At 71.0% G+C, this 24,149-nt stretch carries 21 protein-coding genes; 12 read left to right on the top strand and 9 right to left on the bottom strand.

Features of this window, described 5'->3' with window-relative positions:
• Positions 1 to 107: 107 nt before the first annotated feature.
• On the top strand, positions 108 to 1,325 hold the full coding sequence (locus tag IPK24_11510) for a hypothetical protein (GenBank protein MBK8076166.1): 1,218 nt from the start codon (positions 108 to 110) through the stop codon (positions 1,323 to 1,325).
• A 45-nt stretch (positions 1,326 to 1,370) separates the two neighbouring features.
• Here the strand turns inward: IPK24_11510 and IPK24_11505 are convergent, their stop codons facing one another.
• The gene (locus tag IPK24_11505) at positions 1,371 to 3,143 is read right to left on the bottom strand and encodes a hypothetical protein (GenBank protein MBK8076165.1); all 1,773 of its coding nucleotides are present in this window, start codon (positions 3,141 to 3,143) and stop codon (positions 1,371 to 1,373) included.
• Positions 3,144 to 3,434: 291 nt separating this feature from the next.
• Here IPK24_11505 and IPK24_11500 point away from each other — a divergent pair, with 291 nt between their 5' ends.
• Genes IPK24_11500 through IPK24_11490 form a run of 3 tightly spaced genes read left to right on the top strand, consistent with a single transcriptional unit; the run spans position 3,435 to position 7,040 of the window.
• Positions 3,435 to 5,456, top strand: coding sequence for a polysaccharide deacetylase family protein (locus IPK24_11500; GenBank protein ID MBK8076164.1), 2,022 nt, complete (start codon positions 3,435 to 3,437; stop codon positions 5,454 to 5,456).
• Between the two features lie 55 nt (positions 5,457 to 5,511).
• A complete protein-coding gene (locus IPK24_11495; protein MBK8076163.1) occupies positions 5,512 to 5,751 on the top strand; it encodes a hypothetical protein in 240 nt (79 codons plus the stop codon).
• Complete coding sequence (locus IPK24_11490; GenBank protein MBK8076162.1) at positions 5,748 to 7,040, top strand: glycosyltransferase; 1,293 nt, start codon at positions 5,748 to 5,750, stop codon at positions 7,038 to 7,040. Before IPK24_11495 ends, IPK24_11490 begins: the two co-directional genes overlap by 4 nt.
• On the opposite strand, the gene ligA is transcribed toward IPK24_11490, so the two are convergent.
• The gene (gene ligA / locus IPK24_11485) at positions 7,006 to 9,087 is read right to left on the bottom strand and encodes an NAD-dependent DNA ligase LigA (protein ID MBK8076161.1); all 2,082 of its coding nucleotides are present in this window, start codon (positions 9,085 to 9,087) and stop codon (positions 7,006 to 7,008) included. The two genes, IPK24_11490 and ligA, sit on opposite strands and share 35 nt — an antisense overlap.
• A 165-nt stretch (positions 9,088 to 9,252) precedes the next feature.
• Here ligA and IPK24_11480 point away from each other — a divergent pair, with 165 nt between their 5' ends.
• The 3 genes from IPK24_11480 to IPK24_11470 all read left to right on the top strand — a co-directional run bounded on the left by IPK24_11480 (position 9,253) and on the right by IPK24_11470 (position 11,222).
• On the top strand, positions 9,253 to 10,233 hold the full coding sequence (locus tag IPK24_11480) for a DUF559 domain-containing protein (GenBank protein ID MBK8076160.1): 981 nt from the start codon (positions 9,253 to 9,255) through the stop codon (positions 10,231 to 10,233).
• A gap of 132 nt (positions 10,234 to 10,365) precedes the next feature.
• The gene (locus tag IPK24_11475; GenBank protein MBK8076159.1) at positions 10,366 to 10,986 is read left to right on the top strand and encodes a DUF2975 domain-containing protein; all 621 of its coding nucleotides are present in this window, start codon (positions 10,366 to 10,368) and stop codon (positions 10,984 to 10,986) included.
• On the top strand, positions 10,986 to 11,222 hold the full coding sequence (locus tag IPK24_11470; GenBank protein ID MBK8076158.1) for a helix-turn-helix transcriptional regulator: 237 nt from the start codon (positions 10,986 to 10,988) through the stop codon (positions 11,220 to 11,222). The genes IPK24_11475 and IPK24_11470 overlap by 1 nt, the downstream gene beginning before the upstream one ends.
• A 41-nt stretch (positions 11,223 to 11,263) precedes the next feature.
• On the opposite strand, the gene IPK24_11465 is transcribed toward IPK24_11470, so the two are convergent.
• Positions 11,264 to 11,704, bottom strand: coding sequence for a VOC family protein (locus IPK24_11465; GenBank protein MBK8076157.1), 441 nt, complete (start codon positions 11,702 to 11,704; stop codon positions 11,264 to 11,266).
• Entirely contained in the window at positions 11,691 to 12,611 is a 921-nt protein-coding gene (locus IPK24_11460) for an AraC family transcriptional regulator (GenBank protein MBK8076156.1), read from the bottom strand. The genes IPK24_11465 and IPK24_11460 overlap by 14 nt, the downstream gene beginning before the upstream one ends.
• A gap of 144 nt (positions 12,612 to 12,755) precedes the next feature.
• On the opposite strand from IPK24_11460, the gene IPK24_11455 reads away from it, so the two are divergent.
• The 5 genes from IPK24_11455 (at position 12,756) to rocF (ending at position 18,103) form a co-directional block, all read left to right on the top strand.
• Positions 12,756 to 14,228, top strand: a complete 1,473-nt coding sequence (locus IPK24_11455; protein MBK8076155.1) for a sensor histidine kinase — start codon at positions 12,756 to 12,758, stop codon at positions 14,226 to 14,228.
• Positions 14,229 to 14,278: 50 nt separating this feature from the next.
• Complete coding sequence (locus IPK24_11450; protein ID MBK8076154.1) at positions 14,279 to 14,968, top strand: response regulator transcription factor; 690 nt, start codon at positions 14,279 to 14,281, stop codon at positions 14,966 to 14,968.
• A gap of 68 nt (positions 14,969 to 15,036) precedes the next feature.
• A complete protein-coding gene (locus IPK24_11445; protein ID MBK8076153.1) occupies positions 15,037 to 15,918 on the top strand; it encodes an ATP-binding cassette domain-containing protein in 882 nt (293 codons plus the stop codon).
• Entirely contained in the window at positions 15,915 to 17,108 is a 1,194-nt protein-coding gene (locus tag IPK24_11440; GenBank protein ID MBK8076152.1) for an ABC transporter permease, read from the top strand. The genes IPK24_11445 and IPK24_11440 overlap by 4 nt, the downstream gene beginning before the upstream one ends.
• A 56-nt stretch (positions 17,109 to 17,164) precedes the next feature.
• On the top strand, positions 17,165 to 18,103 hold the full coding sequence (rocF, locus tag IPK24_11435) for an arginase (protein ID MBK8076151.1): 939 nt from the start codon (positions 17,165 to 17,167) through the stop codon (positions 18,101 to 18,103).
• Between the two features lie 43 nt (positions 18,104 to 18,146).
• Here rocF and IPK24_11430 read toward each other — a convergent pair whose 3' ends face one another.
• The 5 genes from IPK24_11430 to IPK24_11410 all read right to left on the bottom strand — a co-directional run bounded on the left by IPK24_11430 (position 18,147) and on the right by IPK24_11410 (position 24,145).
• Positions 18,147 to 19,154 carry a methionine synthase gene (locus IPK24_11430; protein ID MBK8076150.1) on the bottom strand — a complete coding sequence of 336 codons (1,008 nt, stop codon included), beginning with the start codon at positions 19,152 to 19,154 and terminating at the stop codon, positions 18,147 to 18,149.
• Positions 19,155 to 19,276: 122 nt separating this feature from the next.
• Positions 19,277 to 20,512, bottom strand: a complete 1,236-nt coding sequence (locus IPK24_11425) for a fibronectin type III domain-containing protein (protein MBK8076149.1) — start codon at positions 20,510 to 20,512, stop codon at positions 19,277 to 19,279.
• Positions 20,513 to 20,704: 192 nt separating this feature from the next.
• Positions 20,705 to 21,781: a tRNA 2-thiouridine(34) synthase MnmA gene (gene mnmA, locus IPK24_11420; protein MBK8076148.1), complete on the bottom strand. Its 1,077-nt coding sequence runs from the start codon at positions 21,779 to 21,781 to the stop codon at positions 20,705 to 20,707.
• A 20-nt stretch (positions 21,782 to 21,801) separates the two neighbouring features.
• The gene (locus IPK24_11415; protein ID MBK8076147.1) at positions 21,802 to 23,136 is read right to left on the bottom strand and encodes a cysteine desulfurase; all 1,335 of its coding nucleotides are present in this window, start codon (positions 23,134 to 23,136) and stop codon (positions 21,802 to 21,804) included.
• 43 nt (positions 23,137 to 23,179) lie between these two features.
• Complete coding sequence (locus IPK24_11410) at positions 23,180 to 24,145, bottom strand: electron transfer flavoprotein subunit alpha/FixB family protein (GenBank protein MBK8076146.1); 966 nt, start codon at positions 24,143 to 24,145, stop codon at positions 23,180 to 23,182.
• Positions 24,146 to 24,149: the final 4 nt, after the last annotated feature.

Raw genomic sequence — 24,149 nt, 5'->3', positions numbered from 1 at the left:
CGTTCAGTCGCGACCCACCCCACACATTCCTCCCAACCACCGAGCGAATGATCCTCGACGAACAAGGTCCCGCGTGCACTTCGGGCCTCCGGTGCTACCGTCCCGCCATGTCTTCGGCGCGAGAAGGCCCCACGAGTGAGTGCTTTGTGGTGTCACCCATAGGCGAGGATGGCTCGGATACACGCCGCACCGCTGACACGGTATTCGCGCAACTCATTTCGCCAATTGCAGACAATCACGAACTCAGCTGCGTGCGCGCCGACCACATCCGCTCCCCCGGCCTCATCACCGCCCAGGTATTGAAACATCTCAATGAGGCTGCGCTGGTGATAGCCGATCTCACCGGCCTGAACGCCAACGTCTTCTACGAGCTGGCATTCCGTCACACCACGGGGAAGCCGGTCATCATCCTGAGTCCCAGGGGGCAGCGTCTGCCGTTCGACCTCGCAGACTCGCGCGCTGTCATCTACGACCTGGCGGATTGGACCTCCCTCGAAGCGGCGCGTCGTGAACTCGGCGAGCAGATCTCCGTTGCGCTCGGTGGTAGCCCTGAAGGCACCCAAAACCCCATCGCTGCCTTCCTGTCGCTCGAGAACATCGCTGCCGATACCGACCCGATGGCGCAACTGGTCGTGAGGGTGAACACCTTTCTCGAACGCCTGGACGCTCGGCTCGAGGCGATGGAGGTACTCCCCGATGCCGAGTGGCGAACCAATGCCGAGTACATCGACGGACAGGACGACGCATTCGAGGAGCTCACGAGGGCCACTCACCAGGCGAAGTTCTCGATTCGCTCATCCCGCTATTTTCCCGCGTCCATCATGCGTCGCCCCGAATATCTCCAGGCGATAGAAGAGAGGGTGAGGGGATCATCTCATCAGCCTCCGGTACAGGAATACCGTCGGATCATCTCGTTGAACAATATCGAGAAGAAGCAGGACGTCATTCAGCACTTGGTCGACTTCATGGGTCGGCCGTTCACGCTGTTCCTCACGAGCCACGAGAACACTTTTGAACTCGTCGTGATCGACGACACTGACGTCTTCATTCACTTCGCCAAGGAGGAATTGGTGATCGCCTCCAGCCTGCACCTCCGGGGGCGGCGCATTGCCGAGCGGTTCACCGAGGTCTTCGACAAACTGACCTCCAGGGACCAACTGGCGGTCTTCGACTGTCGCACGATCACCCCCAACAACCTGACGAAACACCTGGGCAAGGTCGAGGCACTCTTCGCCGAGGCATCGGACCGGCTCCTGGCGAGGAAGGCCATCGACGGCTCGGACGTCGAGCTCGCCCCAGCGCCGACGTCCATCGAACTGACCTGAACTGCGCGTCATCTCGATACGAAACCCCCACCAGAGTGGTCGGCTTCAGCGCGGACCCAGCTTCACCAGCCGCACGAACCACACCGTCACGTCCTTCCCGCCGCGGGTCTGCGCGGCCTGTACGGCCAGGTCGGTGCCGCCGGTCAGGCCGTTGCGCAAGGCCTCGGGTGACACCCGGAAGATCGCCGTCCGCCATCGGGGCGTGCCGCCGGGAGTCACGAGCGCACTCGAGCCCAGGGCCGTGACCAGGCGGAACGCGCCTCCGGCGTCCCAATAGGTGACCTGCACCTGCAGCGGGTCGTGGGTAACCCCCGGGAACCGGTCGTCGACATCCAGGTGGATCGCCGTGTCGCCCGCGGCCACATCGGTCGACAGCCCCTCGTAGGCGGTGCCGTTCTCGGGTGCCAGTACCGCCCGGTGGACGTCGACACTCGCCCGGTGAGCCCGGCCACCGGGGACGTCGCGCTGCACCAGCCAGCGTTCGAGGTTGCGCACCCACGGCTTGCCGGGCCAGGTGGCGGGCGCGGTGAACGGGGCCTCGTCGTTACCCCGCCAGTACTCGTCGGACGCCTCGCGCAGCTGCGCCCAGACATCCGGCGTGGTCTGCACGGTGCGACCCAGCGACAGGCGCACCCACCGCCAGTGCTCGGGCAGCGCGTCGAGCCCGGAGTCGGCCGGCACCACGTAGATCCAGTTGGCCCGCAGCTGCAGGCTCTTCAGGTTGGTCTGGGTCACGGCATAGGCGAGGTCGTCGGTGTGGAACCCGCAGTCGGTGAAGCACTCGTTCTCCATACCGATCACGTGGCGACCGTCGTGGATCGCCAGCGACTCGTCGATCGTCAGGTGGCCGTCGACCCCGATCCGACTGCCGTAGGCCGGAGCCTGCGACAGGTGGAAGTTCGACAGCTCCGGGATGCCGTTGCGAATGCCCATGCCGGCCGCGGTGGCCTGCTGGGCCAGCCCGCCCCGCTGGGCCGGGGCCAGCTCGGTGAACGGGTAGTCCTCGCCGGTGAACACCAGTTTGGTGGCATACGGCCCGAAGATCTCGACCAGGTCCTTCCAGGCGTGGGCGTGCCAGGCCAGGTACCGCCGGGTGTCGAGGTCGCCGGCCCGGACGGCGGCGTTCATGGTCTCGAAGTCGTACTCGGCCCACGTGTAACCGCCGGGCACGTAGACGAGACGCAGCCGGGGGTCAGCCCGTAATCCCTTGCGCACGAACACCTCTCGGTAGGTGTCGAGCAGGTGGGACCAGACACACTCGTGCCACAGCGGCAGATGTCGCATGCCGTCGTCGTCCGGGCCGTAGTCGGGCACCCGGCAGGTCTCGGCCACCCAGGCCGGGGCCCAGTCACGGCCGCTGGCGAAGATGCGCATCCAGAACGGGCCGTCGTCCCGCAGTTGAGTGTCGAGCGGATCGAAGGTCATGCCCTGCGCCGCACCGGTCTCGTGCGCGGTGTCGAGCACCCCGGCGCGCGGGGCCAGCTGGCGCCAGGTGAGGTCGATCGAGCGCACCGTGATCTGGTCGGCGGGCGAGGCGTCCTCGGAGTAGAACCCCGAGTTCGGCGCCGGTTCGAGGCCCTCGGGCAGCGACCAGTCGATGCCGTCCACCTGGCCCACCACCCGGGGCGAGGTGACCTCACCGGACGGCGCGACCTCGGACGGCGCGACCCCAGAGGACGCGTTCCCGGACGAGGCTGCCCCGGAGGAGGCCGAACCCCCGGACGGCGTCCCGGTGCAGCCGGTGACGGCGAGCAGGACGACCCCGGCCGCGGCGGTGACCAGCACGCGTGCACCCCGCCCCGCGGCACGACCCATCATGTCGGTCAGTGTGGATCCCCTGCACCCCCGACCGGAACCGACTCCGGGTGATCGACCCGAAGGGACGACCAAACGGTCGAGTGAACTGTTCACGGTGACGATCACCTGGTGGACCGCTCAGAACAACGTGGCGCCGGCCGCCGGGTGGGTCACCCCTTGCTGCTCGCCGGGCCGATCAGCGCAGGTGAGGGGTGTTGGTTTCGGAGGGCTCACGGGGGCGACGCGGCGTGTGAAGGGACTAGAACCTCCGTCCGATGGAGAGCAGAACCAGCGTCGGCGGACCGTGAGGGCATGACCTCCCGACGAAGAGTCCTCGGCGGCGCCCTGACCGCCACCGGCCTGCTGGCCGCGTTCCTGGTGGCCGCCGGCCGTGTGGCGCCGGTACCGCTGGCCGCCACGCCCGCCGGCGCCACCGGCCCCGCCGTCACGAGCGCGACCGGCGGCGTCCCCCAGGCACCGACCGGGTACGTCGTCCGGACGGCGCCCCAGCTGGACGCCGCCACCTCACCCGCTGCGGCCGCCACGGCGGCGTCCGGGCTCGCCGACCGGTTGCGCGCCCAGGGCGCGCAGCGCGCCTGGGTGCAGGTCAAGCAGGACGAGGACGAGGAGCACCCCTCGGGCACGCTGTTCTACCCCTCGACACTCGCACCGGTGGCCGCCGGCTACGCCGACAACCGGCTCGGCACCCTGATCGACACCCTCGCGCAGCGCCAGGTCACCCCGCTGGCCTGGCTGCCGGTGCTGCACGACACCCAGGCAGCCACCGCCCATCCGCAGTGGCGCTCGCAACGCATCACCGAGGACGGCACGCTGGAGGCCGAATCGGACTGGCTGTGCCCGTTCGACCCGCAGGTCCGTCGCCACCAGGCCGCCATCGCAGCCGAGATCGTCACCCGGTTCGGCAACCTCGGCGGCATCTACCTCGACTTCGTCCGCTACGACGACGACTTCGCCGGGGCCTGCCCGATCGCCCTGGCCGAGCTCGACCGGCGCAGTGGCTGGAGCCGCACGACCGGCCAGGCCCTCACCCCGCTGGACCTGCGCCGGGCCGCCGCACCGGATGCGTCGGCTGCGCTGCGCCGCCTCTGGGACACCTGGCAGACGCTGCGCGCCGAGCAGATCACCGCGACGGTGACCGAGATCCGTCACGCGGTTCAACTGGCACGGCCCGGCACGCCGGTGGGCGCCTTCCTGCTGCCGTTCTCGGCCGGTGGCTACCGCGAGAACACCCAGGCGGGTCAGGACCTCGACCGGCTGGCCGGCGCCGGACTCGCCGAGATCGTGCTGATGGACTACTGGGACGACTGGGATCACAGCCCCACGTGGGCTCGCGAGCGGCTGGACTCGGCCGCCCGCCTCGTCGCCGGCCGGGTGCCGATCACCGCCGTGCTGGACGGCGACATGTCGGTGCGCACCACCCGCCTCACCCTCGAGGCCCTGGGGCCGTGGCAGAACGCCGTCAGTTGGTTCCTGTTCGACGCCTGGACCGAGGCCGAGCTGACCCGGATCGGGACGGCTCTCGAGGGTCATCGGGCCGGGCCGATGCCGCGGCCCGACCACGTCTCCGTCGTGATCCGGATCGACACCGAACCGGACGACACCCCCAGCTACGACACCGTGCACCCGCAGATGATCGACACCCTGCTCGACCTGTTCGCCGCCGAGGGTGTCAAGGCCACCTTCCTGACCGTGGGGCGCCTGGCCGAACTGCAGCCGGACGCCGTCCGCCGGGCTGCGGCCGCCGGACACGAGATCGGTTCGCACTCCTACGACCACGAACAGATCGACTCGCTGACCGCGGCGCAGCAACTGGTCTCGGTCAACCGGGGTCTGAGTTCGCTCGAACAGCTCGGGTTCGCGGTGCACGGTTTCGGCGCCCCCCGCAACAGCATCACCGACCTGGCGCGCGACCAGCTGATCCGAGCCGGGCTGGAGTACGACGGCTCGGCCGCCTACGACCCGCTGACCTCGCTGATCCCCGTCCGCTACGCCACCCGATCGGACGGCGGCCCGGGGCGCATCGTCGTGGTGCCGTTCGTGATCCCGAACGACTGGGACGCCCGAGTGATCAACGAGTTGAGCGCCGAGGAGATGTCGGCGGCCTGGCAGCAGCGGCTCGATGCCGTGGTGGCCTCGGGTGAGCCGGTGTTCGTGCTCGACATCCACCAGTGGTCGGCCAGCACGCCGGACAACCTGGCCGCGGTCCGTGAGTTCATCCGCTACGCCAAGGCCTGCGACCAGTGCCGCGTCGAAACCCTGCGGGACGCCGCGAGCCACGCCCGCGCCGTCCTCGATCGGTACGAAACCCCCTGATCGCTGCCGGTTTCCCTGCCCACCACGCACACGATCTCGACCGAGAGGACTCGTCATGACCCCCCAACCCGGCACCCGTGCACTCGACCCGGTGCGCACCCTGGCCGTCAACGCCCTGTTCACCACCGGCTTCCTGACCGGCGCCTACGCGGTCTGGAGTGCCCTGGCCACGCTGGTGCTCGGCCGGGAACGCGGGTGGCCCGCCGTGTGGTCGCTGACCACCGGGTTGGCCATCTGGGTCGTCCTGGCCCAGATCGCGACCCGTCGCGCCGCGCGGCAGGGGGCACGGTCATGACCGGGCTGAGCCTGGCCGGGCTGAACGGGCTGAACGGGCTGAACGCGCTGGACGCCGTGGTGCTCGAGTACGTCACGTTGTTCCCCGCCGTCCTGGCGATCGCCTGGAGCGTGCTCGGCCTGACCCAGGTGATCCGCCACGAGTGGCGGCTGCCGATGAACGACGCCTGGTTGCCGACGGTGGCGGTCGTCGTCCCGGCCCACAACGAGGAGTTGCTGATCGCCGGCACCATCGAGGCCCTGCTGGCCCAGGACTACCCGGCGATGCAGCTGCACGTGGTGTGTGACGGCAGCACCGACGGCACCGCCCGGATCGCGGCGGACTACCGCGACCGCGGCGTGGTCGTGCACGATCTCGAGGTCAACGGCGGCAAGAGCGCGGCGCTGCAATACGTCCTCGATCGCGTCGACACCGACCTGTTCCTGGTGGTGGACGCCGACACCTGGTGCCACCCGGGCGCGATCCGCTCGATGGTGCAGCAGTTCGCCGACCCGGCCGTGGGGGCCGTGACCGGCAACGCCCGGGTCGGCAACGTGCAGAACCCGCTCACCGCGATCCAGGCGATGGAGTACACCGTCATCGTCGGCATGGCCAAGCGTGCCGAGCAGTTCTGGGGTGGGCTCTACACCGTCAGCGGGGCGGCGGCCTGCCTGCGCACCGAAGCGTTGCGGGCGATCGGCGGCTGGACGGTCGAGACCGCCACCGAGGACATCGAGGCGAGCTGGCGGCTACAGCGGGCCGGCTGGCAGTTGCGCTACGAACCTCGGGCGGTGTTCGAGGTGCAGGCTCCGACCCGGCTGAGGCCGTTGTGGCGTCAGCGCCGGCGCTGGGCGCGCGGCATGGTCGAGGTGATGGTCATGCACGCCGGGTTCGCCCGCTCCGCCAATCGGGCGCTGATCCCGATCGGTGCGCAGGTGGTGGGCGCGGGGGTGTGGATGTTGCTGGCCACGGGCATGCTGGCGCGCATCGCGATCGAGAGCCTCACCGGCACGGTCGTGGGGTCCACGACCCTGCTGCCCACCGGGCAGGAGTGGGTGGGTGTGCTGCTGTGGACGCTGGGGCTGTTCGGGGTGCAGACCGCGATCGCCACGATGCTCGACGGCCCCTACGCGCCGGGCGGGTGGCGACTGGTCCCGCTGTTCGTGATCTTCCCGATCTACTTCTGGGTGGTCAGTTACCCGAGCTTCGTGACCGGGGCCTGGCAGGCGCTGCGGTCCTCGCGCAGCGCAGTGTGGGAGCGCACCGAACGCGTGGTCAGCCTGCGTCCGGACCGTGTTCCAGCAGCCTGACGAACCCGGCCTCGTCCAGGACCGGTACCCCGAGCTTGGTCGCGGTGTCGGCCTTGCTGCCGGGGCTGGCCCCGACCACGACGAAGCTGGTCTTCTTCGAGACACTGCCCGAGGCCTTGCCGCCCCGGGTCAGGATCGCCTCCTTGGCGCCGTCGCGGGTGAAACCGTCGAGTGAGCCGGTGACCACGATGGTCAACCCCGCGAGGGTCTTGGGGGTGGACTCGTCGACCTCGTCGGCCATCCGCACCCCGGCCGCGGCCCAGCGCTCGACGATCGAGACGTGCCAGTCGACGGCGAACCACTCCAGCACCGACTCGGCGATCACCCCACCGACCCCGTCGACGGCACTCAGCTGCTCGACCGAGGCCGCCCGGATCGCCTCGATCGACCCGAGCGCCTGGGCCAGCGAGCGCGCCGCGGTCGGGCCGACGTGCCGGATGGACAGCGCGACCAGGACGCGCCACAACGGTTGGGACCTCACCCGTTCGAGGTTCTCGAGCAGTCGCTCACCGTTCGCCGAGAGCTGGCCGTCGAGCTTGGTGTAGAGCGGCACCTGGTTCAGCTTGTCGGCGGTGAGCGCGAACAGGTCACCCTCGTCGACGAGCACCTCGGCCGGTGCGTCGAGCAGCGCCTGGGCGCCCTCCCAGCCGAGCGCCTCGATGTCGAAGGCACCGCGCCCGGCGACGTGGAACAGGCGCTCGCGCAGTTGACTCGGGCAGGTACGGGCATTCGGGCAGCGGATGTCGGCGTCGCCCTCTTTCTCGTAGGCCAGCTCGGTGCCACAGGCCGGGCAGTGCGTCGGCATCACGAACTCGCCCTCGGTGCCATCGCGCGCCTCGACCACGGGACCGACGATCTCGGGGATCACGTCGCCGGCTTTGCGCAACACCACGGTGTCGCCGATCAGCACACCCTTACGCCGCACCTCGAACGCGTTGTGCAGCGTCGCCATCGCCACCGTCGAGCCCGATACCAGCACCGGCTCCATCACGCCGAACGGGGTCACCCGGCCGGTGCGTCCGACGTTCACCCGGATGTCGAGCAGCTTCGTGTTCACCTCTTCGGGCGGGTACTTGAACGCCACCGCCCAGCGGGGTGCCCGGCTGGTCGAGCCGAGGCGCCGCTGCTGGCCAACGTCGTCCACCTTGACCACGACGCCGTCGATCTCGTGCACCTGGTCGTGGCGGTGTTCACCGGTGTGCAGGATGAACGTACGCACGTCCGCGACGTCGTCCACCACCCGGTAGCTGTCGGGAACCGGCAGCCCCCAGGCGGCGAGCAGCGCGTAGGCCTGGGACTGGCTGGCGATGTCGAAGCCGGTGCGGGCGCCGATGCCGTGCACCAGCAACCGCAACGGCCGCGAGGCGCTGACCCGGGGGTCCTTCTGGCGCAGCGATCCGGCGGCCGCGTTGCGGGGGTTGGCGAACGGTGCCTTGCCGGCCTCGACCAGGGCAGCGTTCAGCTCCGCGAAGCCGGCCACCGGGAAGAACACCTCGCCGCGCACCTCGACCCGCTGCGGCACCGCGACGTCGTCGGTCGCGGTGAGCCGGTGCGGCACCCCGGCGATGGTGCGGACGTTGAGCGTGACGTCCTCACCGGTGCGGCCGTCACCGCGGGTGGCGGCGCGCGTCAGGATGCCGTTCTCGTACAACAGGTTGATGGCCAAGCCGTCGATCTTGAGCTCGCACAGGAACTGCACCGGTTCGTCGCCCGCGTCGCGCTGCACCCGCTCGGCCCAGGCCGTCAGCTCGTCGGTGTCGAACACGTTGTCGAGGCTGAGCATGCGCTCGAGGTGGTCGACGGGGGCGAAGTCGGTCGACCAGGTGCCGCCCACCACCTGGGTGGGTGAGTCCGGGGTGCGCAGTTCGGGATGATCGTTCTCGAGCTGCTCGAGCTCACGCAACAGCACGTCGAACTCGGCGTCCGAGATCGTCGGGGCGTCCCTGACGTAGTAGGCGAACCGGTGGCCGCGGATCTGCTCGGCCAGGTCGGTCCAGCGGTGACGCAGGTCGACGGGGATCTCGGTGGCAGGCGGCTGCTCGGTCACGTCTCACATCCTGCCGCACCCCACCGACAGCGCCTCGATGAGTCGGGCCGGGTTTGCCCGCGTCTGGCAGGGCAAACCCGGCCCGACTCCCCGGGCCGGGCTGGAGTTGTCCACAGATCCGGGCTGGCTCTGCCATGGCGGAGTCGTCGTGTCGATACTCGGCGTGTGCACGCCCGTCGCGATCTTCCTGATGCCGCCCTGAGCCTGGCCCGCTGCCAGGCAGGCGTGCTCTCGCGGGCTCAGCTGGTGGGCCTGGGTCTGCCGAGGGCGTCGGTCGAGCGGCTCTCGGTCGGCTGGGCTCGGTTGGCACGCGGTATCTACCTGGTCGGCGCCGATGTCGGGCAACGACCCTGGCCGGCGCTGGTCTGGGCAGGCCTGCTCCTGGGTGGCCACGGCGCGCGGGCCGCCGGTTTGACCGCGGCCGCCCTCGATGGACTGGCCGGGCCCGAGGAGGACCTCACCGGGCGCCGTACGGGAGCATCCCAACCGGTGCACATCCTCGTGCCGGGCCGCCACATCGGGCCGCACGAGGGTTTCGTGTTCACGCGAGAGCGTCCTGAGCTGCGCCTGCCCTCCGCCGCCCGCGAGCCGGCTCGGACGCGGATCGAGGACACCACCCTCGACCTGTGCGCCGCCGGCGACGAAGAGAGCGTGCTCACCTGGCTGACCCGTGCCTGTCAGCGCCGGCTGACCACGCCCGAGCGGTTGCGCCGGCGCGCGCAGGCTCGGCCCACACTGCGTCACAGGCCGTTGGTGCTGGACATCCTGCAGGACGTGGCCTCGGGGGCCACCAGCCACCTGGAGTACCGCGCACTGCACGACGTGTTCAGGCCTCACGGACTGCCCGAGGTCGAGATGCAGCATCGGATCGGGCACCGGGTCGCCGACGCCGTGATCCTTCGCTATCGGGTCGTGATCGAGTTCGACGGCCGCGTGGGTCACGTGGCCGAGGGGGCGTTTCGGGACCTACGTCGGGACAATGCACACCTGCTCGAGGGATGGGTGACCCTGCGTTTCGGCTGGGCTGACGTGACCGGCGACCCGTGCGGGGTGGCTCGTCAGATCGCCCAGCTGTTGTCGGCCCTGGGCTGGCCCGAGGTGATGACGCGATGCCCTCGCTGCCCGCCGGAATGGGCTGTGCGCTGAGTCGGGCCGGGTTTGCCCGCGTCTGCGGAGGCAAACCCGGCCCTACCCATCGATGCCCTCTGCGGTTGACAACGAATATCGATATGCATAACGTTATTCGTTGTAACGATAATCGCTATCTCGGAGGAACTCGTGAAGACTCCCCAGTCGACCTCGACGCCCAAAGACCGGCTCACCTTCGACCGCTGGGACCGGCTCGGGCTCGCGGCGCTCCTCGCTCTGGTCGCCCTCGCCGCGATCGCCCGCAGCGTGGTCCAGCCCCTGGCGGCTTGGGCTCGGGGCCAGGAGCTGACCGTGCCCTACGTCAGCTCGATCACCGTGCCGCCCCTGGACGCCGTCGGCACCCGGTATGGCGAGGGGCGCTACGACCTGCGCCTCGACGACCCCACCACGACCCAGCGGCTGATCGACCTGGCGCCGGGACTGCTGCTGCTCGTCCTGATCCTCACCGCCTGCTGGCTGGTGTTCCGCCTGATGCGTGACATCGGTCGCGGCGAACCGTTCGCGCCGCGGAACGTGGCCCGATTGCGCCTGCTGGCCGCCGTGCTGGCCCTCGGTGTCCCGGTCGAGTTCGTGGCCCGGGGCATGTCCACCATGGCGATGCTGAGCAATGCCGATCTGGGCTCGCTGAACCCGGCAGGACAGGTCGAACTGCCCTGGCTGTCGGTGCTGGCCGGCATGTGCCTTGCCCTGCTCGCCGAGGCGTTCAAGGCCGGCTCCCGGTTGCGCGACGACGTCGAGGGGCTCGTCTGATGCCGGTCGAGGAGCCCCACCGGGTGCGCTGCCGCCTCGACCACCTGCTCGACGAGCGCGGCATGACGCTCGCAGCGCTCGCCGAGGCCGTGGGGGTCAGCGTGGTCAACCTGTCGATCCTGAAGAACAACCGTGCCAAGGCGGTCCGGTTCAGCACCCTGACCGCCATCTGCGAGGCGCTCGATTGCCGGATCGGCGACCTGTTCGAGCTCGCCGAGGTTCCCACGCCCCGATGACCGCACGCACCGGCCACCTACACCGGGCTGGGCGTAGCCGATCAGTGCGGCGCCGGACGCGGCTCGCCACGGTAGGTCCCGAAGTACCAGTGGTTGCCCTCGGGGTCGGCGAACCCCACGTCCCGCGAGCCGTGGTCGGTGTCGGTCAGCTCGGCCACCACCTCGGCCCCGGCGGCCGTGGCGCGCCGGTGGAGCGCATCGGGGTCGTCGCAGACCACGTAGCAGCTGAACTGCCCCGGCCCGGTGACCGGCTGGCCGTCGTCACGTTCCGACCCCAGCATCACCCCGCCACCCGGCGGCCAGGCGAGCTGAGCGTGATCGACTCGATCACCCTCCCCGTAGCTCGCGACCTCGAGGAAGCCGAACGCCTGCACCAGGAAGGCGATCATCGCCCGGGCGTCCCGGGCTCGGAAGGTCGGCCACACCGTGGGCGGCGGCACGAGGCTCGCCACCGGGGCGGAGCCGGCATCAGAGGTCGACATGATCTTCTCTCCAGACGTCGAGGGCATGCCCCGATGCTGCGCCGTCCGACCCGGTCCCGGATTGAAGGTTTCGGAACTCGGCCGCCCACCAGGCCCGCGGCGCCAACCCGGCGAACTCCCGGAAGTCCCGGGTCAGGTGCGCCTGATCGGCATATCCCGACGCACAGGCCAGCTCGGCGACGCCACCACCGGTCGCCACCGTGTGCGGCAGCCGCCGCCGGGCGGCATCGAAGCGCACCACCCGCGCCGCGGTCTTCGGCGACAACCCGAGTTCACGCCGGAACTGCTCGCCCAGATGGCGGCTGCTCCACCCGGCCGCTCGCGCCAGCTCGTCGATCCGCACCACACCACGCTGCGCGATCACGCGGCTCCAGACCCCGCGCACCTCCCGCCGGACCGACCCACCGGCCGCGGCGCCCGCCCCTGCACCACCGGCGATCCGGTCGCGCAGGAACCCTTCGACGATCGCGAACCGCTCGGGCCAGCCAGCCGCCGCCCCCAGCTGCTCGCGCAACCGGTGCGCGGCCGCTCCGATCAGCTGGTCGAGGTGCAGGTCGCGCATCACCAATTCCCCCGCGGGCACCCCCAGGACGGCGCGCGCGGCCAGCGGATTCAGCGCCACCTGGACGCCGGACTGTGCGCCGTCGTGTGTGACCAGAGCGGGCCGCACGTGCAGCCCGCCGACCAGCGCGGGGTAGCTGTCACCCGGTTGCCCGGGATCGGGGTGGATCGCGACGGTGCACGGTTCGTCCAACGTGATGATCAGGGTGAGGTAGGGCGAGGGCAGCCCCCGGTGCACCCCCGGTGCGAGCCCGAGCTCGCGATAGCCGCAGATCATGGGAGCCACGCCGGCCAGCGCCCCGGACGGGCGATGGACCGCGAACTCCTCGACCTGCTCTGGTGGCACCCCTCGATGGTGGCCCACCCCGGCGCATCCTGCATCGCCTGCATCACCCGGCCGCCCCCCCCCCCCCGCCCGCCGGCCCCCCCCGCCACCCATCCCCCCCACGCGACGGAGGACAAGCAGCGGCTGCGCTCCTAGGGTGATCGGATGGCCGACTCGGTGAGGTCCGCACGAGCGAGCAGTGCGCCCGGCCCCACTGCGTCGCAGCTCAGCAGCACGGCGTCCCAGCCCGGCCGGCTGGCCCGGTTCTTCGCGCTGGACGACGACTGGGTGCGGCCCGCCGTCCTCGGCCGCAGCGATGTCGTGGTCGGCCTGGTCACTCTGCTGTTCTGCGGTGCCACCCTCGAGCTCTACCGCAGCAGTGGCGGCCTGGAGGAAACGGACGCTGCTGTCTGGCTGCAGTGGCTCGCGGTCACGGCGGGGGCGCTGATCCTGATCGGACGGCGGCGCTGGCCGTTGACCGTGGCCAGCCTCGCCGCGGCTCACCTGTTCGTGGTCGGGGTGAGCATGCCGCCGGTGATGGGCCTGATCACCTCACAGGTGGTCTACTTCATGGCCCTCTTCTCCGGCGTGGCCTGGGCGCGCAGCCGCCGCGAGATGGCGCTGGTGATCGGGGCACTGATCACGTTCATGTTCGCCTGGCTGGCCTGGCAGTTCGCCCTCGGCAGCAGCCTCGATGACGCGCGACGCGAGATGGGCGCGGACGCCGGCCGCAGCTTCGGCCTGGTCTCGCCGATCGCCGCCATCGTGCTGATCACCGCGCTGATCAACGTGCTCTACTTCGGCGGCGCCGTCCTGGCGGGCCAGATCACGTGGCGCGGTGCCCGGCAGCAGGCCCGGCTGGCCGAACAGGCCGAACTGCTCGCCGTCCAGGGTGCCGAGCTGCGCCGGCGCGCCGTGGTGAGCGAGCGGCTGCGGATCGCCCGCGAACTGCACGACGTCGTCGCGCACCACGTGTCCGTGATCGGGGTGCAGGCGGGCGCCGCCCGCCGGGTGCTCGAGCGGGACCCCAGCCGGCTGGACGACGCGCGCGCGGCACTGGGCGAGATCGAGACGTCCTCGCGTGAGGCGGTGGGCCAGATGCGGGGCTTGTTGGGCGCCTTGCGCACCGGAGCGGACGGGGCACTGGAACAGGAGCAGGCTCCCCGTTCGGATCAGCCACGCGACCCTGCTCTGTCGCCCGTCGAGACCGACTCGCGCACCTCCTCTCCGGGCGTCGAGGAGCTGGCCGAGCTGGTGACCGCCTCGGCCTCGGCGAGCCTGACCACGACCTACACCCTGGTGGAATCCCCCTCCGCCGCCGTCGAACACCTGCCCACAGCGGTCTCACGTTCGCTGTACCGCGTGGCCCAGGAATCGCTGGCCAACGTGCGCCGCCACTCCACGGCCACCAAGGTCACCGTGGTGCTGCGGGTCGACCAGGTGGCGACCGGCGGCTACGCCGAACTCGAGGTCACCGACGACGGCCGCCCCCGCAGCGGCACCTCGGGGAGCGGACTGGGCCAGCTCGGCATCCGCGAACGCGTGGCCATGCACCGCGGTGAGGCCGATATCGGTCCCCGGGTCGCCGGCGGGTATCGGGTCCGGGTACGCCTGCCCCTGACCGCGGCGGCATCGTGACGGCGTCGCCGCCTCCGGTGCGGGTGCTCCTGGTCGACGACCAGCGCCTGATGCGGGCCGGGTTCGCCCTGATGCTCTCGACCGAGGACGACCTCGAGGTCGTGGGCGAGGCCGCCGACGGGGCGGCCGCCCTGCAGCAGGCCCGCAGCCTGCGGCCCGACGTGACGCTGATGGACGTGCAGATGCCGGTCATGGACGGCATCGAGGCCACCCGCCGGATCGTCGCCGAACACCTGGGCCGGGTCGTCATCCTGACCACCTTCGATCGTGACGACTACCTGTTCGACGCGTTGCGGGCCGGCGCCAGCGGCTTCCTGCTGAAGAACGCCGAGCCCGAGGACGTGATCGACGCCGTCCGGGCAGCGGCCCACGGCCAGGCGTTGCTCGCCCCGGAGGTGACGCTGCGGGTCATCGAGCAGATGACCCGCCAGCCGAACCCCACCGGCAGGTCACCCTCGACCAGCTCAGGCCCGACCAACTCAGGCCCGACCAGCTCGGCCCCGGCGCAGCGGGCGGTGATCCCGCACCCCGAGATCGACCGACTCACCGAGCGCGAGCACGAGGTCTTCCTGTTGCTGGGTGGCGGGCTGTCCAACGCCGAGATCGCCGCCCGGCTCTACCTCGGCGAGGCCACGATCAAGACCCACGTCTCCAACGTGCTGGCCAAACTCGGTGTGCGCGATCGGATCCGGGCGGTCGTGGTGGCCCACGAGGCCGGCCTCCTCCCCGCGGCGGAGTAGCGCGGGCGAGCAGGTCTCCGTCGCGCGGCCGATCCGTGGGTGCACCCGCGCTACCTACGGTGGGTCTCATGTTGCAGACCATCGATCTCACCCGACGTTTCGGTGACCTGACCGCAGTCGATCAGGTGAGCCTCGACGTCCCGGATGGCACGCTCACCGGCTTCGTCGGTGCCAACGGCGCCGGCAAGACCACCACCATGCGCCTGATCACCGGGGTGCTCGGCAGCCATGCCGGCCAGGTGCTCTGGCAGGGCAGACCGATCACCGCCGCCGACCGGCGCCGGTTCGGCTACATGCCGGAGGAACGCGGTCTCTACCCCAAGCAGCCGGTGCTCGATCAGCTGATCTACCTCGGCCGGCTCACCGGGCTCAGTGCCACCGCGGCCCGCAGCCGCGCCGGCGCCCTGCTGGAGCGTTTCGGCCTGGCCGACCGCACCCGCGAGCGGGTCGAGAAGCTGTCGCTGGGCAACCAGCAGCGGGTGCAGATCATCGCTGCGGTCATCGCCTCGCCGGTCGCGCTGATCCTGGACGAGCCGTTCTCGGGCCTGGACCCGGTGGCCGTCGAACAGATGGCCGACATCGTGCGCGAGCACGCGGCGAACGGGCTGCCGGTGCTGTTCTCGTCCCACCAGCTCGACCTGGTGGAGCGGCTGTGCGACCGGGTGGCCATCATGTCCCGGGGGCGCCTGATCACCCAGGGTCGCGTCGAGGATCTGCGCCGCACCACCACGCCGCGGTATCGCCTGGCTCTCGACGTCGACGCCGGCTGGGTGCGTGACGCCCCCGGGGTGAGCACCCTGGACGTCGACGGCAGCAGTGCCCTGATCGAGCTGGACGACCCCGAGGCGAGCCGACACCTGTTGCGCGAGGCCCTGAGCCGGGGGCAGATTCGCGAGTTCTCCCCCGTGGTCCCGTCGCTGACCGAGCTCTACAAGGAGGTGGCGGCATGACCATCACGGCCGCCGAACACGTCGAACCACGCCACACCTGGCGCTTGGTCGCCGTCCGCGAGGTCATGGTCAAACTCACCGACAAGACCTTCGTGTTCAGCACACTGGGCACGGTGGCCCTGATCACGGCCCTCACCGTCGCCCAGGGTCTGCTGGCCGCGCGCACCGAGACCTTCACGGTGGTGTCCACCCCCTCGGCGACAGCCATGCTGGATGCCGTGCGCGCCGGCGCCCACGATCTGGACGACAAGGTCGTCGTCCAGCCCGAGGCGGTGCCGGACGACGAGGCAGCCCGCGCCGCGGTCCTGGCCGGGACGGCGGATGCCTGGTTGGCCCGTACCGGGGACACCTGGGCACTGACCACCAAGTCGGACACCGAGGATGCTCTGGAGTCCGTGGTGCGCCAGGTGGTCCGAACCCAGGCGCTGCAACGCAACGCCGCGAGCGCCGACGTCTCGGTGGCCGAGCTGGAACGCGGCTCGACCGTGACCACCACCCTGCTCGAGGGCGACGCCCAGCGGGCCGGACTGGGCAGGGTGGTGGGCGCCGCCTTCGCCTTCCTCTTCTACATGGCCTCGCTCATCTTCGGCATCACGCTGGCCTCGAGCGTGCTGGAGGAGAAGCAGTCGCGGATCGTCGAGATCATCGCCACCGCGATCCCGTTGCGCCAACTGTTGGCCGGCAAGGTGGTCGGCAACACCGCGATCGCGGTCGGGCAGCTGGTGATCTACCTGGCAGTCGGCATGATCGGACTGAGCTTCACCGAGTACAGCTCGCTGGTGCCGACCCTGACCAGCGCTGCCGCCTGGTTCGTGCTGTTCTTCCTGGCCGGGTTCGTCATGCTGGCCTGTCTGTGGGCGGTCGCCGGGTCATTGGCGAGCCGGCAGGAGGACCTGCAGTCGACGTCCGGCCCGGTGACCATCACCGTCATGGCGGTGACCTTCGGCTCGCTGTTCTTCGAGGGTCGCTGGCAGGAGATCGCCTCGTTCGTGCCGCCGTTCTCGGCGGTGGTGATGCCGATCCGTCTGGTGCAGCAGGACGTGCCGTGGTGGCAGGTGGGGCTCGCCCTCGCAGGGCTGCTGGTGGTGGCCGCCGGAACCATCCGACTCGGTGAGCGGATCTACCGGCGTTCGCTGCTGCAGACCGGCAGCCGGGTGAGCCTGCGCCAGGCCTGGCGCGCCGACATCTGAGGGACGCCGGGGGCAGGTCGGGCTGCCCCGGGCCGCCGTCGGGGTATAACAGCGCCATGACTGCTCCGACGGCGGCCACCACCGTCTCGCTCATCGGCGTCCCCACCGACATCGGCGCCGGCGCCCGCGGCGCCTCGATGGGGCCGGAGGCGATGCGCGTCGCCGGCCTCGTCGACGCGCTGGCCCGGCACGATCTGGTGATCGACGATCGCGGCAACCTGTCCGGGCCGGCCAACCCCTGGCTGCCCCCGGTGAACGGTTACCGCCACCTCGACGAGGTGGTGGCCTGGAACGAGGCGGTCCACGAGGCGGTCCACACCGCCCTGACCGACGGCACCCTGCCGATCATGCTGGGCGGCGACCACTGCCTGGCGATCGGCTCGATCAGCGCGGTGGCCCGGCACTGCCGTGAGCAGGGCAAGCGGCTGCGCGTGGTCTGGCTCGACGCCCACGCGGACTTCAACACCCACGAACTGACCCCGAGCGGCAACATCCACGGCATGCCGGTGGCCTGCCTGTGCGGCATCGGCCCCGAACGACTGACCGGCATCGGCGGGCGCACCCCCGCGATCGATGCCGAGTGGGTGCGCCAGATCGGCATCCGCAGCGTGGACGACGGCGAGCGCAAGCTGGTGCATCAGGCCGGGCTGGACGTGTTCGACATGCGTTTCATCGACGAACACACCATGCGCCGCACCATGGACATGGCGCTACGCGGCCTGGACGAGGGCACTCACCTGCACGTCAGCTTCGACGTCGACTTCCTCGACCCCGAGATCGCCCCGGGCGTCGGGACGACGGTGCGCGGCGGGCCGACCTACCGCGAGGCCCAGCTGTGCATGGAGATGATCGCCGACACCGGTCTGCTGGCGAGCCTGGACGTCACCGAGCTCAACCCGAGCTACGACGTCCACAACGCCACCGCGAAGGTAGCCGTCGACCTGATCGAGTCGCTGTTCGGCAAGTCGACCCTGATGCGCAAGAACGGCCGCTGACCCTCGCTCGCGCCACCCGCGCCACCCGAGCCGCCCAGTCGGGTCATTCGGCCCGTTCGGCCAACGCGCCGGCGGCCTCGCGTACCCGGGTGAGCCGGGCGCGGGCATCGACCGGGGACGCCGCCCCCGCCAGCCCACAGGCCGGCGTCAGGATGACGCCCCGCAGCAGGGCGACATCCAGCCCGAGTTCGCGCCAGGGCCGCCACACGGCGTCCACCGCCTCACCGGTCGCCGGGAGCGCACCGGTGGTGGGCACCACCCCGGCCCACAAACCCATCCCGTTCTCGATCGGCGCGGCGAGTGCCTCCCAGCCGGCGCGCCCGATGGCGGCGACGTCCACCGACAGCCCCGTCGCGCCGGCTTTCGCCAGGGCCGCGACCGGGACGGCCCTGTCGCAGCAGTGCACGATCCGCTCGCTCGCCCCGGCCCGCTGCGCGGCGTCCAGAACGGCCGAAACCCCTTCGATGACAACGGGTCCCGCGACTGCACGAAGCCGCCCGAAGCCACTGGAGGTGGGCAGGCGCCCCGCCGCGACGGCGGGCAGCGACGGTTCGTCGAGCTGCACCACCACCTGAGCGCCCGGCACCAACCGGCGCACCTCGGCGACGTGGCGATACACCCCCTCGGCCAGCGAGGCGATCAGGTCGCGGCACGCCCCGGCATCGACCACAGCGCGTTCGAGCCGGGGCAGCAGCAACGAGGCGGCCAGTGTCCAGGGGCCACAGACGGCCACCTTGAGCGGGCCGGCATACCCGTCGGCGAGCTCGGCCAGCGCGTCGAGGTCGCGGCGCAGGAACGACTGCGCCCGAGCCAGATCGCGCCCGGGGTGATCGACCAGACGCCAGCCCGAGGGCTGCAGGTCGACCGGCAGGTCCACCAGGAACACCGCGCCGCGTCCGATCAGGTCCGCTCCGGGGCCGCGCCCGGGCAGCTCGGGCAGGTAGGGCACGTGGGGCTCGACCAGTTCGCCGAACGTGATGCGTCCGGCATCGGGCACGTCCTCGCCGGGCCAACTCCCGATGCCGCTGGCTCGACCGGGCACGTTCAGCAGGTCTCGGCTGGTCACGACCCCACCGTAGAGGGCCTGGGTGCCCGGGGCCGCTGCCACCGACGGCACCGGGGTGCCGGACGCCTCGACTGGGCGTTCGGCACCCCGGACCGCAGGAGGTCAGGTCAGAGCGTGCGCGCCGCCACCACGGTGGAGTACGGCGAGGTGCCCGCGGCGTTCACCGACCGGATCCGATAGGTGTAGGTGGTCTTGCCGCTCAGCCCGGTGTTGCTGTAGCTCACCGCCGTGCCCGACACGGTCGCGACTCGGGTGAAGCTGGTGCAGCCGACGCCCTTGCAGCGCTCGATCTGGACCGAGGTCTGGTTGGTGGTGGTGTTGGTCCAGTTCAACCGGATCGCCGACCTGGACGTCGCCGTGGCCGTCAGGTTCGAGGGGGCGCTCGGCGCAGCACTGGCGACGTTCACGGTGAGGGATCCCGCGGTGAAGGTACCGTCCTCGTCGGTCACGTCGACAGACACGGTCTTGGCGCCTGCTGAGGTGTACGTGTGGGTGAAGGTCCCGACCGCCGCGGCCTGGGTGGAACCGTCGCCCCAGCGCAGAACCCCGCCGGTGCGCGTGTCGGGGCCCGGGTCGACGGCCGAGCCGAGGGTCACGGAGTAGGTCGTTCCGACGGTGGTCGTGGCCGCACCGGTGATCGGCATCACCGGAGCCACGTTGTTGACCGCCACGCTGTTGGTCACGACGGTGATCGCCTCGCCATCGCTCACGGACAACGTGAGGGTGTGCGGCGTGGAGTTCACGGGGCCGTCCGCGTCGTCGAGGTAGTAGTGCTGCACCAGCCCGGTACCGATCGGGATGAACCACTGCACCTGCAGTCCGTCGTTCCAGTGCAGGAAGTACGTCAGCGGGTCGGTGCCCGGATCGGTGGCGGTGACCTGCCCCACGTAGGGGGTCATCTCGTTCACGGCGGCCGGGCCGGTCAGGCTCGCGGTCGGCGGCACGTTGGCCACGGTCACCACCACGGTGTCCATCGCCGACTCGGAGCCGTCCATGACCACGACCGACACCGTGCGTTGGGCCGTGCCGTTGGTGTAGACGTGGCTCAGGGTGATGCTCGGAACCGTGGTGGTCTGCTCACCTCCCAGGGTCCCGTCACCGTAGTCGACCGAGTAGGTCCATCCCGGCGAGAGATCGTCCACCTCGTCGGTGATCGCGATCGTCCGGGTGAAGGCCGACCCCTCGCTGATCGTGGTGTCGGGACCGGCCTCGATGGCCAGCGGCACGGCGGCGGACGCCGTCTGCGCAGGCAGCGCGATCGCGACAGCGGTGGCGACCACCGCACCGGCGGTGACCAGGAACCGGCGACCCGCGGAGGCCGAGGACGAGCGACGAACCATCATGGGTGGATCACTTTCTCTCGCGGACCGGCGACGCAGCCGGTGCTTGCACAGTACGTGTAATCCTGACGCGTCACCCACTCTGTTCGGTGAGAGAAATCCTCCGACCGTGAGATCCAGATCACATCGCAGGCGTCCCGTGCCTGCTCCTGCCCACTGTGCCCACTCCTGCCGATACCACCCGCTCGTCAGCGGTCAGGAGCGTGCCGACGTGATCGTCGCCGAGCCGATCACCTGCGTCCCCTCGTACAGCACCAGCGCTTGACCGGGCGCGATCCCCCGCACTGCGGCCGCCAGCCGAACCCGAACCCGGGACGGCGCCCCATCGTCGTCCGGCGCAACGTCGACCACCTCGGCGGGCACCTCCTCGCCGTGAGCGCGCACCTGCACCCCGACCCGCGCCCCGACCGAAGGGGCCGTGCCACACCAGGTGGCCCGCTCCCCCGCGATCTCGCCGACGTCCAGCGCCTCGGCAGTGCCCACCCGGACGGTGTTGCTCAACGGTTCGATCGCCACCACGTAGCGGCGCCGGCCACCCGGCGCCGGCTCCCCCAGCGCCAGGCCCCGACGCTGCCCGACGGTGAAGGCGTACGACCCCTCGTGGTGACCCACCGTCGTCCCGTCGGCGTCGACGATCTCACCCGGACGCCGCCCGAGCCGATCGGCCAGGAAGCCCGCGGTGTCGCCGTCCGGGATGAAGCAGATGTCGTGCGAATCGGGCTTGTCCGCCACCCGCAACCCCCGGGCCGCAGCCTCGGCCCGGATCTCGGGCTTGGTCGAGTCCCCCAGCGGGAACAGGGCGTGGGCCAGCTGCCCGGGGGTGAGCACCGCCAGCACGTAGGACTGGTCCTTGGCCGAATCGACGGCACGATGCAACTGCACCCCACCGTCGGCCTCGACGAGGCGGGCGTAGTGGCCGGTGGCCACGGCGTCGAAGCCGAGCGCCAGCGCCTTGTCGAGCAGCGCCGAGAACTTGATCTTCTCATTGCACCGCAGGCACGGATTGGGGGTACGCCCGGCCTCGTACTCGGCGACGAAGTCCTCGATCACCTCCTGCGCGAACCGCTCGGCCATGTCCCAGACGTAGAACGGGATGTCGAGCCGGTCGGCCACCCGGCGGGCATCACCGGCGTCCTCGATGGTGCAGCAACCGCGCGCGGAGGTGCGCTCGGTGGCGGGCTTGCGCGACAGGGCCAGGTGCACCCCGACGACCTCGTGCCCCGCCTCGAGCACCCGAGCCGCCGCAACGGCCGAGTCCACCCCGCCGCTCATCGCCGCCAGCACCCGCACGGCTAGCTCGCCTCGTGCACAGTCGACGCGCCCGACGCGCCCGGGACCCCCGGCGCACCCTGGGCTCCGTTGAGCGCGGTGGCTCCGTTGGCTCCGCTGGCACCGCTGGCTCCGGTGGCTCCGTTGCCCACCACGCCGGTCAGTCCCGCTCGCCGCGCCCGCGCCACCGCCGGACCGATGGCCCCGACCAGAGCCGCCACGTCGTCCTCGGTGGAGTTCCAGCCCAGGGTGAACCGCAACGCCCCGCGGCTCTGCACCGACGGCACGCCCATGGCCAGCAGCACGTGGCTGGGTTGGGGCACCCCGGCCTGGCACGCCGACCCGGTCGAACACTCCACACCCCGGGCGTCGAGCAGGTAGAGCAGCGAGTCACCCTCACACCCGGCGAAGGTGAAGTGGGCGTTGCCGGGCAACCGCCCGTACCCGCCCTCGGCCGTCGGCTCGATCGGCGCTCCGCGCAACACGGCGTCCGGCACCTCGGCCAGCACCGCCTCGACCAGCCCGTCGCGCAACCGGGCCAGGCGCAACGCCTCGCCGTCCGCCAGGCTCTCGGCCGACAGTCGGGCCGCGGTCGCCATTCCCGTGATCGCCGCGGCATCCAGTGTGCCGGAACGGATCTGACGCTCCTGCCCGCCACCGTGCAGCACCGGCGTCAGCTGCAACCCGCGCCGGGCCAGCAGCGCCCCGACCCCGACCGGGCCACCGAGTTTGTGCCCGCTCACGGTCATCGCGTCCACCCCGGACGCCGCGAAGCTCACCGGCAGCGAGCCGACGGCCTGCACCGCGTCGGTGTGTACCGGCACGCCGTACTCCCGGGCCACGGCGGCGATCTCGGCGATCGGCTGCACCGTGCCGACCTCGTTGTTGGCCCACATCACGCTGACCAGCGCCACGCCGTCCGGGCCGTGGTCGCCGTCCAGGATCGCGGCCCGCACGGCCTCGGGATCGACGCGACCGAACTCATCCACCGCGAGCCAGACCACGTCGGCGCCTTCGCGCTCGGCCAACCACTCGACCGGGTCGAGCACCGCGTGATGCTCGACGGCCGAGGCGATCACCCGGGTGCGTCGAGGATCGGCGGCACGCCGCGACCAGAACAACCCCTTGACCGCGAGGTTGTCGGCCTCGGTACCGCCACCGGTGAAGATCACTTCGCTGGGACCTGCCCCGAGGACGGCCGCCAGCTGCTCGCGAGCCTCCTCCACGACCCGGCGCATCCGCCGACCCGAGGTGTGCAACGACGAGGCGTTGCCGACCCGTGCCATCACCTCGCACATCGCCGCCACGGCCTGCGGCCGCATGGGCGTGGTCGCGGCGTGGTCGAGGTAGACACTCACCCGCGGAGTCTAAGCGGCGCCCCTGACACTCGGCGCGCCCGGCTCAGCCCTTGCGCTTGGTCACCTCGGCCGTGGCCTGCGGCAGGACGGCGAACAGGTCGCCCACCACGCCGAAGTCGGCCAGCTCGAAGATGGGGGCCTCGGGGTCCTTGTTGACGGCCACGATGGTCTTGGAGGTCTGCATCCCGGCCCGGTGCTGGATCGCCCCGGAGATGCCGCACGCCACGTACAACTGCGGGCTGACCTGCTTACCCGTCTGGCCGACCTGGTTCGAGTGCGGGTACCACCCGGCGTCCACCGCGGCGCGCGAGGCCCCGACGGCGGCACCCACCGCGTCGGCGAAGGCCTCGACCGGCGCGAAGTCGCCGCCCGTGCCGCGCCCGCCCGAGACCACGATCGCCGCCTCGGTCAGGTCGGGACGGCCCGACTTGGCCTTCGGCTTGCGCTCGACGATCCGCGCCGACGTGGCCAGATCGGACACGCTGACCTCGACCGGCACCACGGTGGGCGGTTCGGCGCCCACGACCGGGGCCGGCTCGACGCTGTTCGGCTTGACGGTGATGATCGGGATGCCATGGGTCACCCGGGCGGTCACCGAGAACCCGGCGGCGAAGACCGACTGCGTGGTGACGGGACCGCCCTCACCGACCTGGACGTCGACCGCGTCGGTGATCAGCCCCGAGTCGAGGGTGACCGCCAGCCGCGCGGCGACCTCCTTGCCCTCGGGCGTCGAGGAGATCAGCACCCCACCGACCTCGCCGGCGGCGGCGACCACGGCCGCCAGCGCCTCGGCCTTGGGGGCGACCAGGTAGTCGCCCAGAGCGCCTGCCGCCACCGTGTAGACGGTGCCGGCGCCGAACTCGGTCAGGACGCCGAGCGCGGCGTCCGGGGTGTCACCGATGAACACGGCGGACGGCGTGCCCAGCCGGGCCGCCAGCGTGAGCAACTCGGTGGTGGTCTTGCGGACGGTGCCGTCGACGTGGTCGACCAGGACGAGGATCTGTGCCATGGGG

The organism is Kineosporiaceae bacterium (genome assembly GCA_016713225.1).
Taxonomy (GTDB): Bacteria; Actinomycetota; Actinomycetes; order Actinomycetales; family Kineosporiaceae; genus JADJPO01.
Note: the sequence above shows the minus strand (reverse complement) of the source record. Positions and strands in the feature narration are given on the sequence as shown.

Coding starts and splice junctions, on each gene's coding strand:
- IPK24_11510 (MBK8076166.1), top strand. CDS start 108: ATGTCTTCGGCGCGAGAAGGCCCCACGAGTGAGTGCTTTGTGGTGTCA.
- IPK24_11505 (MBK8076165.1), bottom strand. CDS start 3,143: ATGATGGGTCGTGCCGCGGGGCGGGGTGCACGCGTGCTGGTCACCGCC.
- IPK24_11500 (MBK8076164.1), top strand. CDS start 3,435: ATGACCTCCCGACGAAGAGTCCTCGGCGGCGCCCTGACCGCCACCGGC.
- IPK24_11495 (MBK8076163.1), top strand. CDS start 5,512: ATGACCCCCCAACCCGGCACCCGTGCACTCGACCCGGTGCGCACCCTG.
- IPK24_11490 (MBK8076162.1), top strand. CDS start 5,748: ATGACCGGGCTGAGCCTGGCCGGGCTGAACGGGCTGAACGGGCTGAAC.
- IPK24_11470 (MBK8076158.1), top strand. CDS start 10,986: ATGCCGGTCGAGGAGCCCCACCGGGTGCGCTGCCGCCTCGACCACCTG.
- IPK24_11465 (MBK8076157.1), bottom strand. CDS start 11,704: ATGTCGACCTCTGATGCCGGCTCCGCCCCGGTGGCGAGCCTCGTGCCG.
- IPK24_11455 (MBK8076155.1), top strand. CDS start 12,756: ATGGCCGACTCGGTGAGGTCCGCACGAGCGAGCAGTGCGCCCGGCCCC.
- IPK24_11450 (MBK8076154.1), top strand. CDS start 14,279: ATGCGGGCCGGGTTCGCCCTGATGCTCTCGACCGAGGACGACCTCGAG.
- IPK24_11445 (MBK8076153.1), top strand. CDS start 15,037: ATGTTGCAGACCATCGATCTCACCCGACGTTTCGGTGACCTGACCGCA.
- IPK24_11440 (MBK8076152.1), top strand. CDS start 15,915: ATGACCATCACGGCCGCCGAACACGTCGAACCACGCCACACCTGGCGC.
- rocF (MBK8076151.1), top strand. CDS start 17,165: ATGACTGCTCCGACGGCGGCCACCACCGTCTCGCTCATCGGCGTCCCC.
- IPK24_11425 (MBK8076149.1), bottom strand. CDS start 20,512: ATGATGGTTCGTCGCTCGTCCTCGGCCTCCGCGGGTCGCCGGTTCCTG.
- mnmA (MBK8076148.1), bottom strand. CDS start 21,781: ATGAGCGGCGGGGTGGACTCGGCCGTTGCGGCGGCTCGGGTGCTCGAG.
- IPK24_11410 (MBK8076146.1), bottom strand. CDS start 24,145: ATGGCACAGATCCTCGTCCTGGTCGACCACGTCGACGGCACCGTCCGC.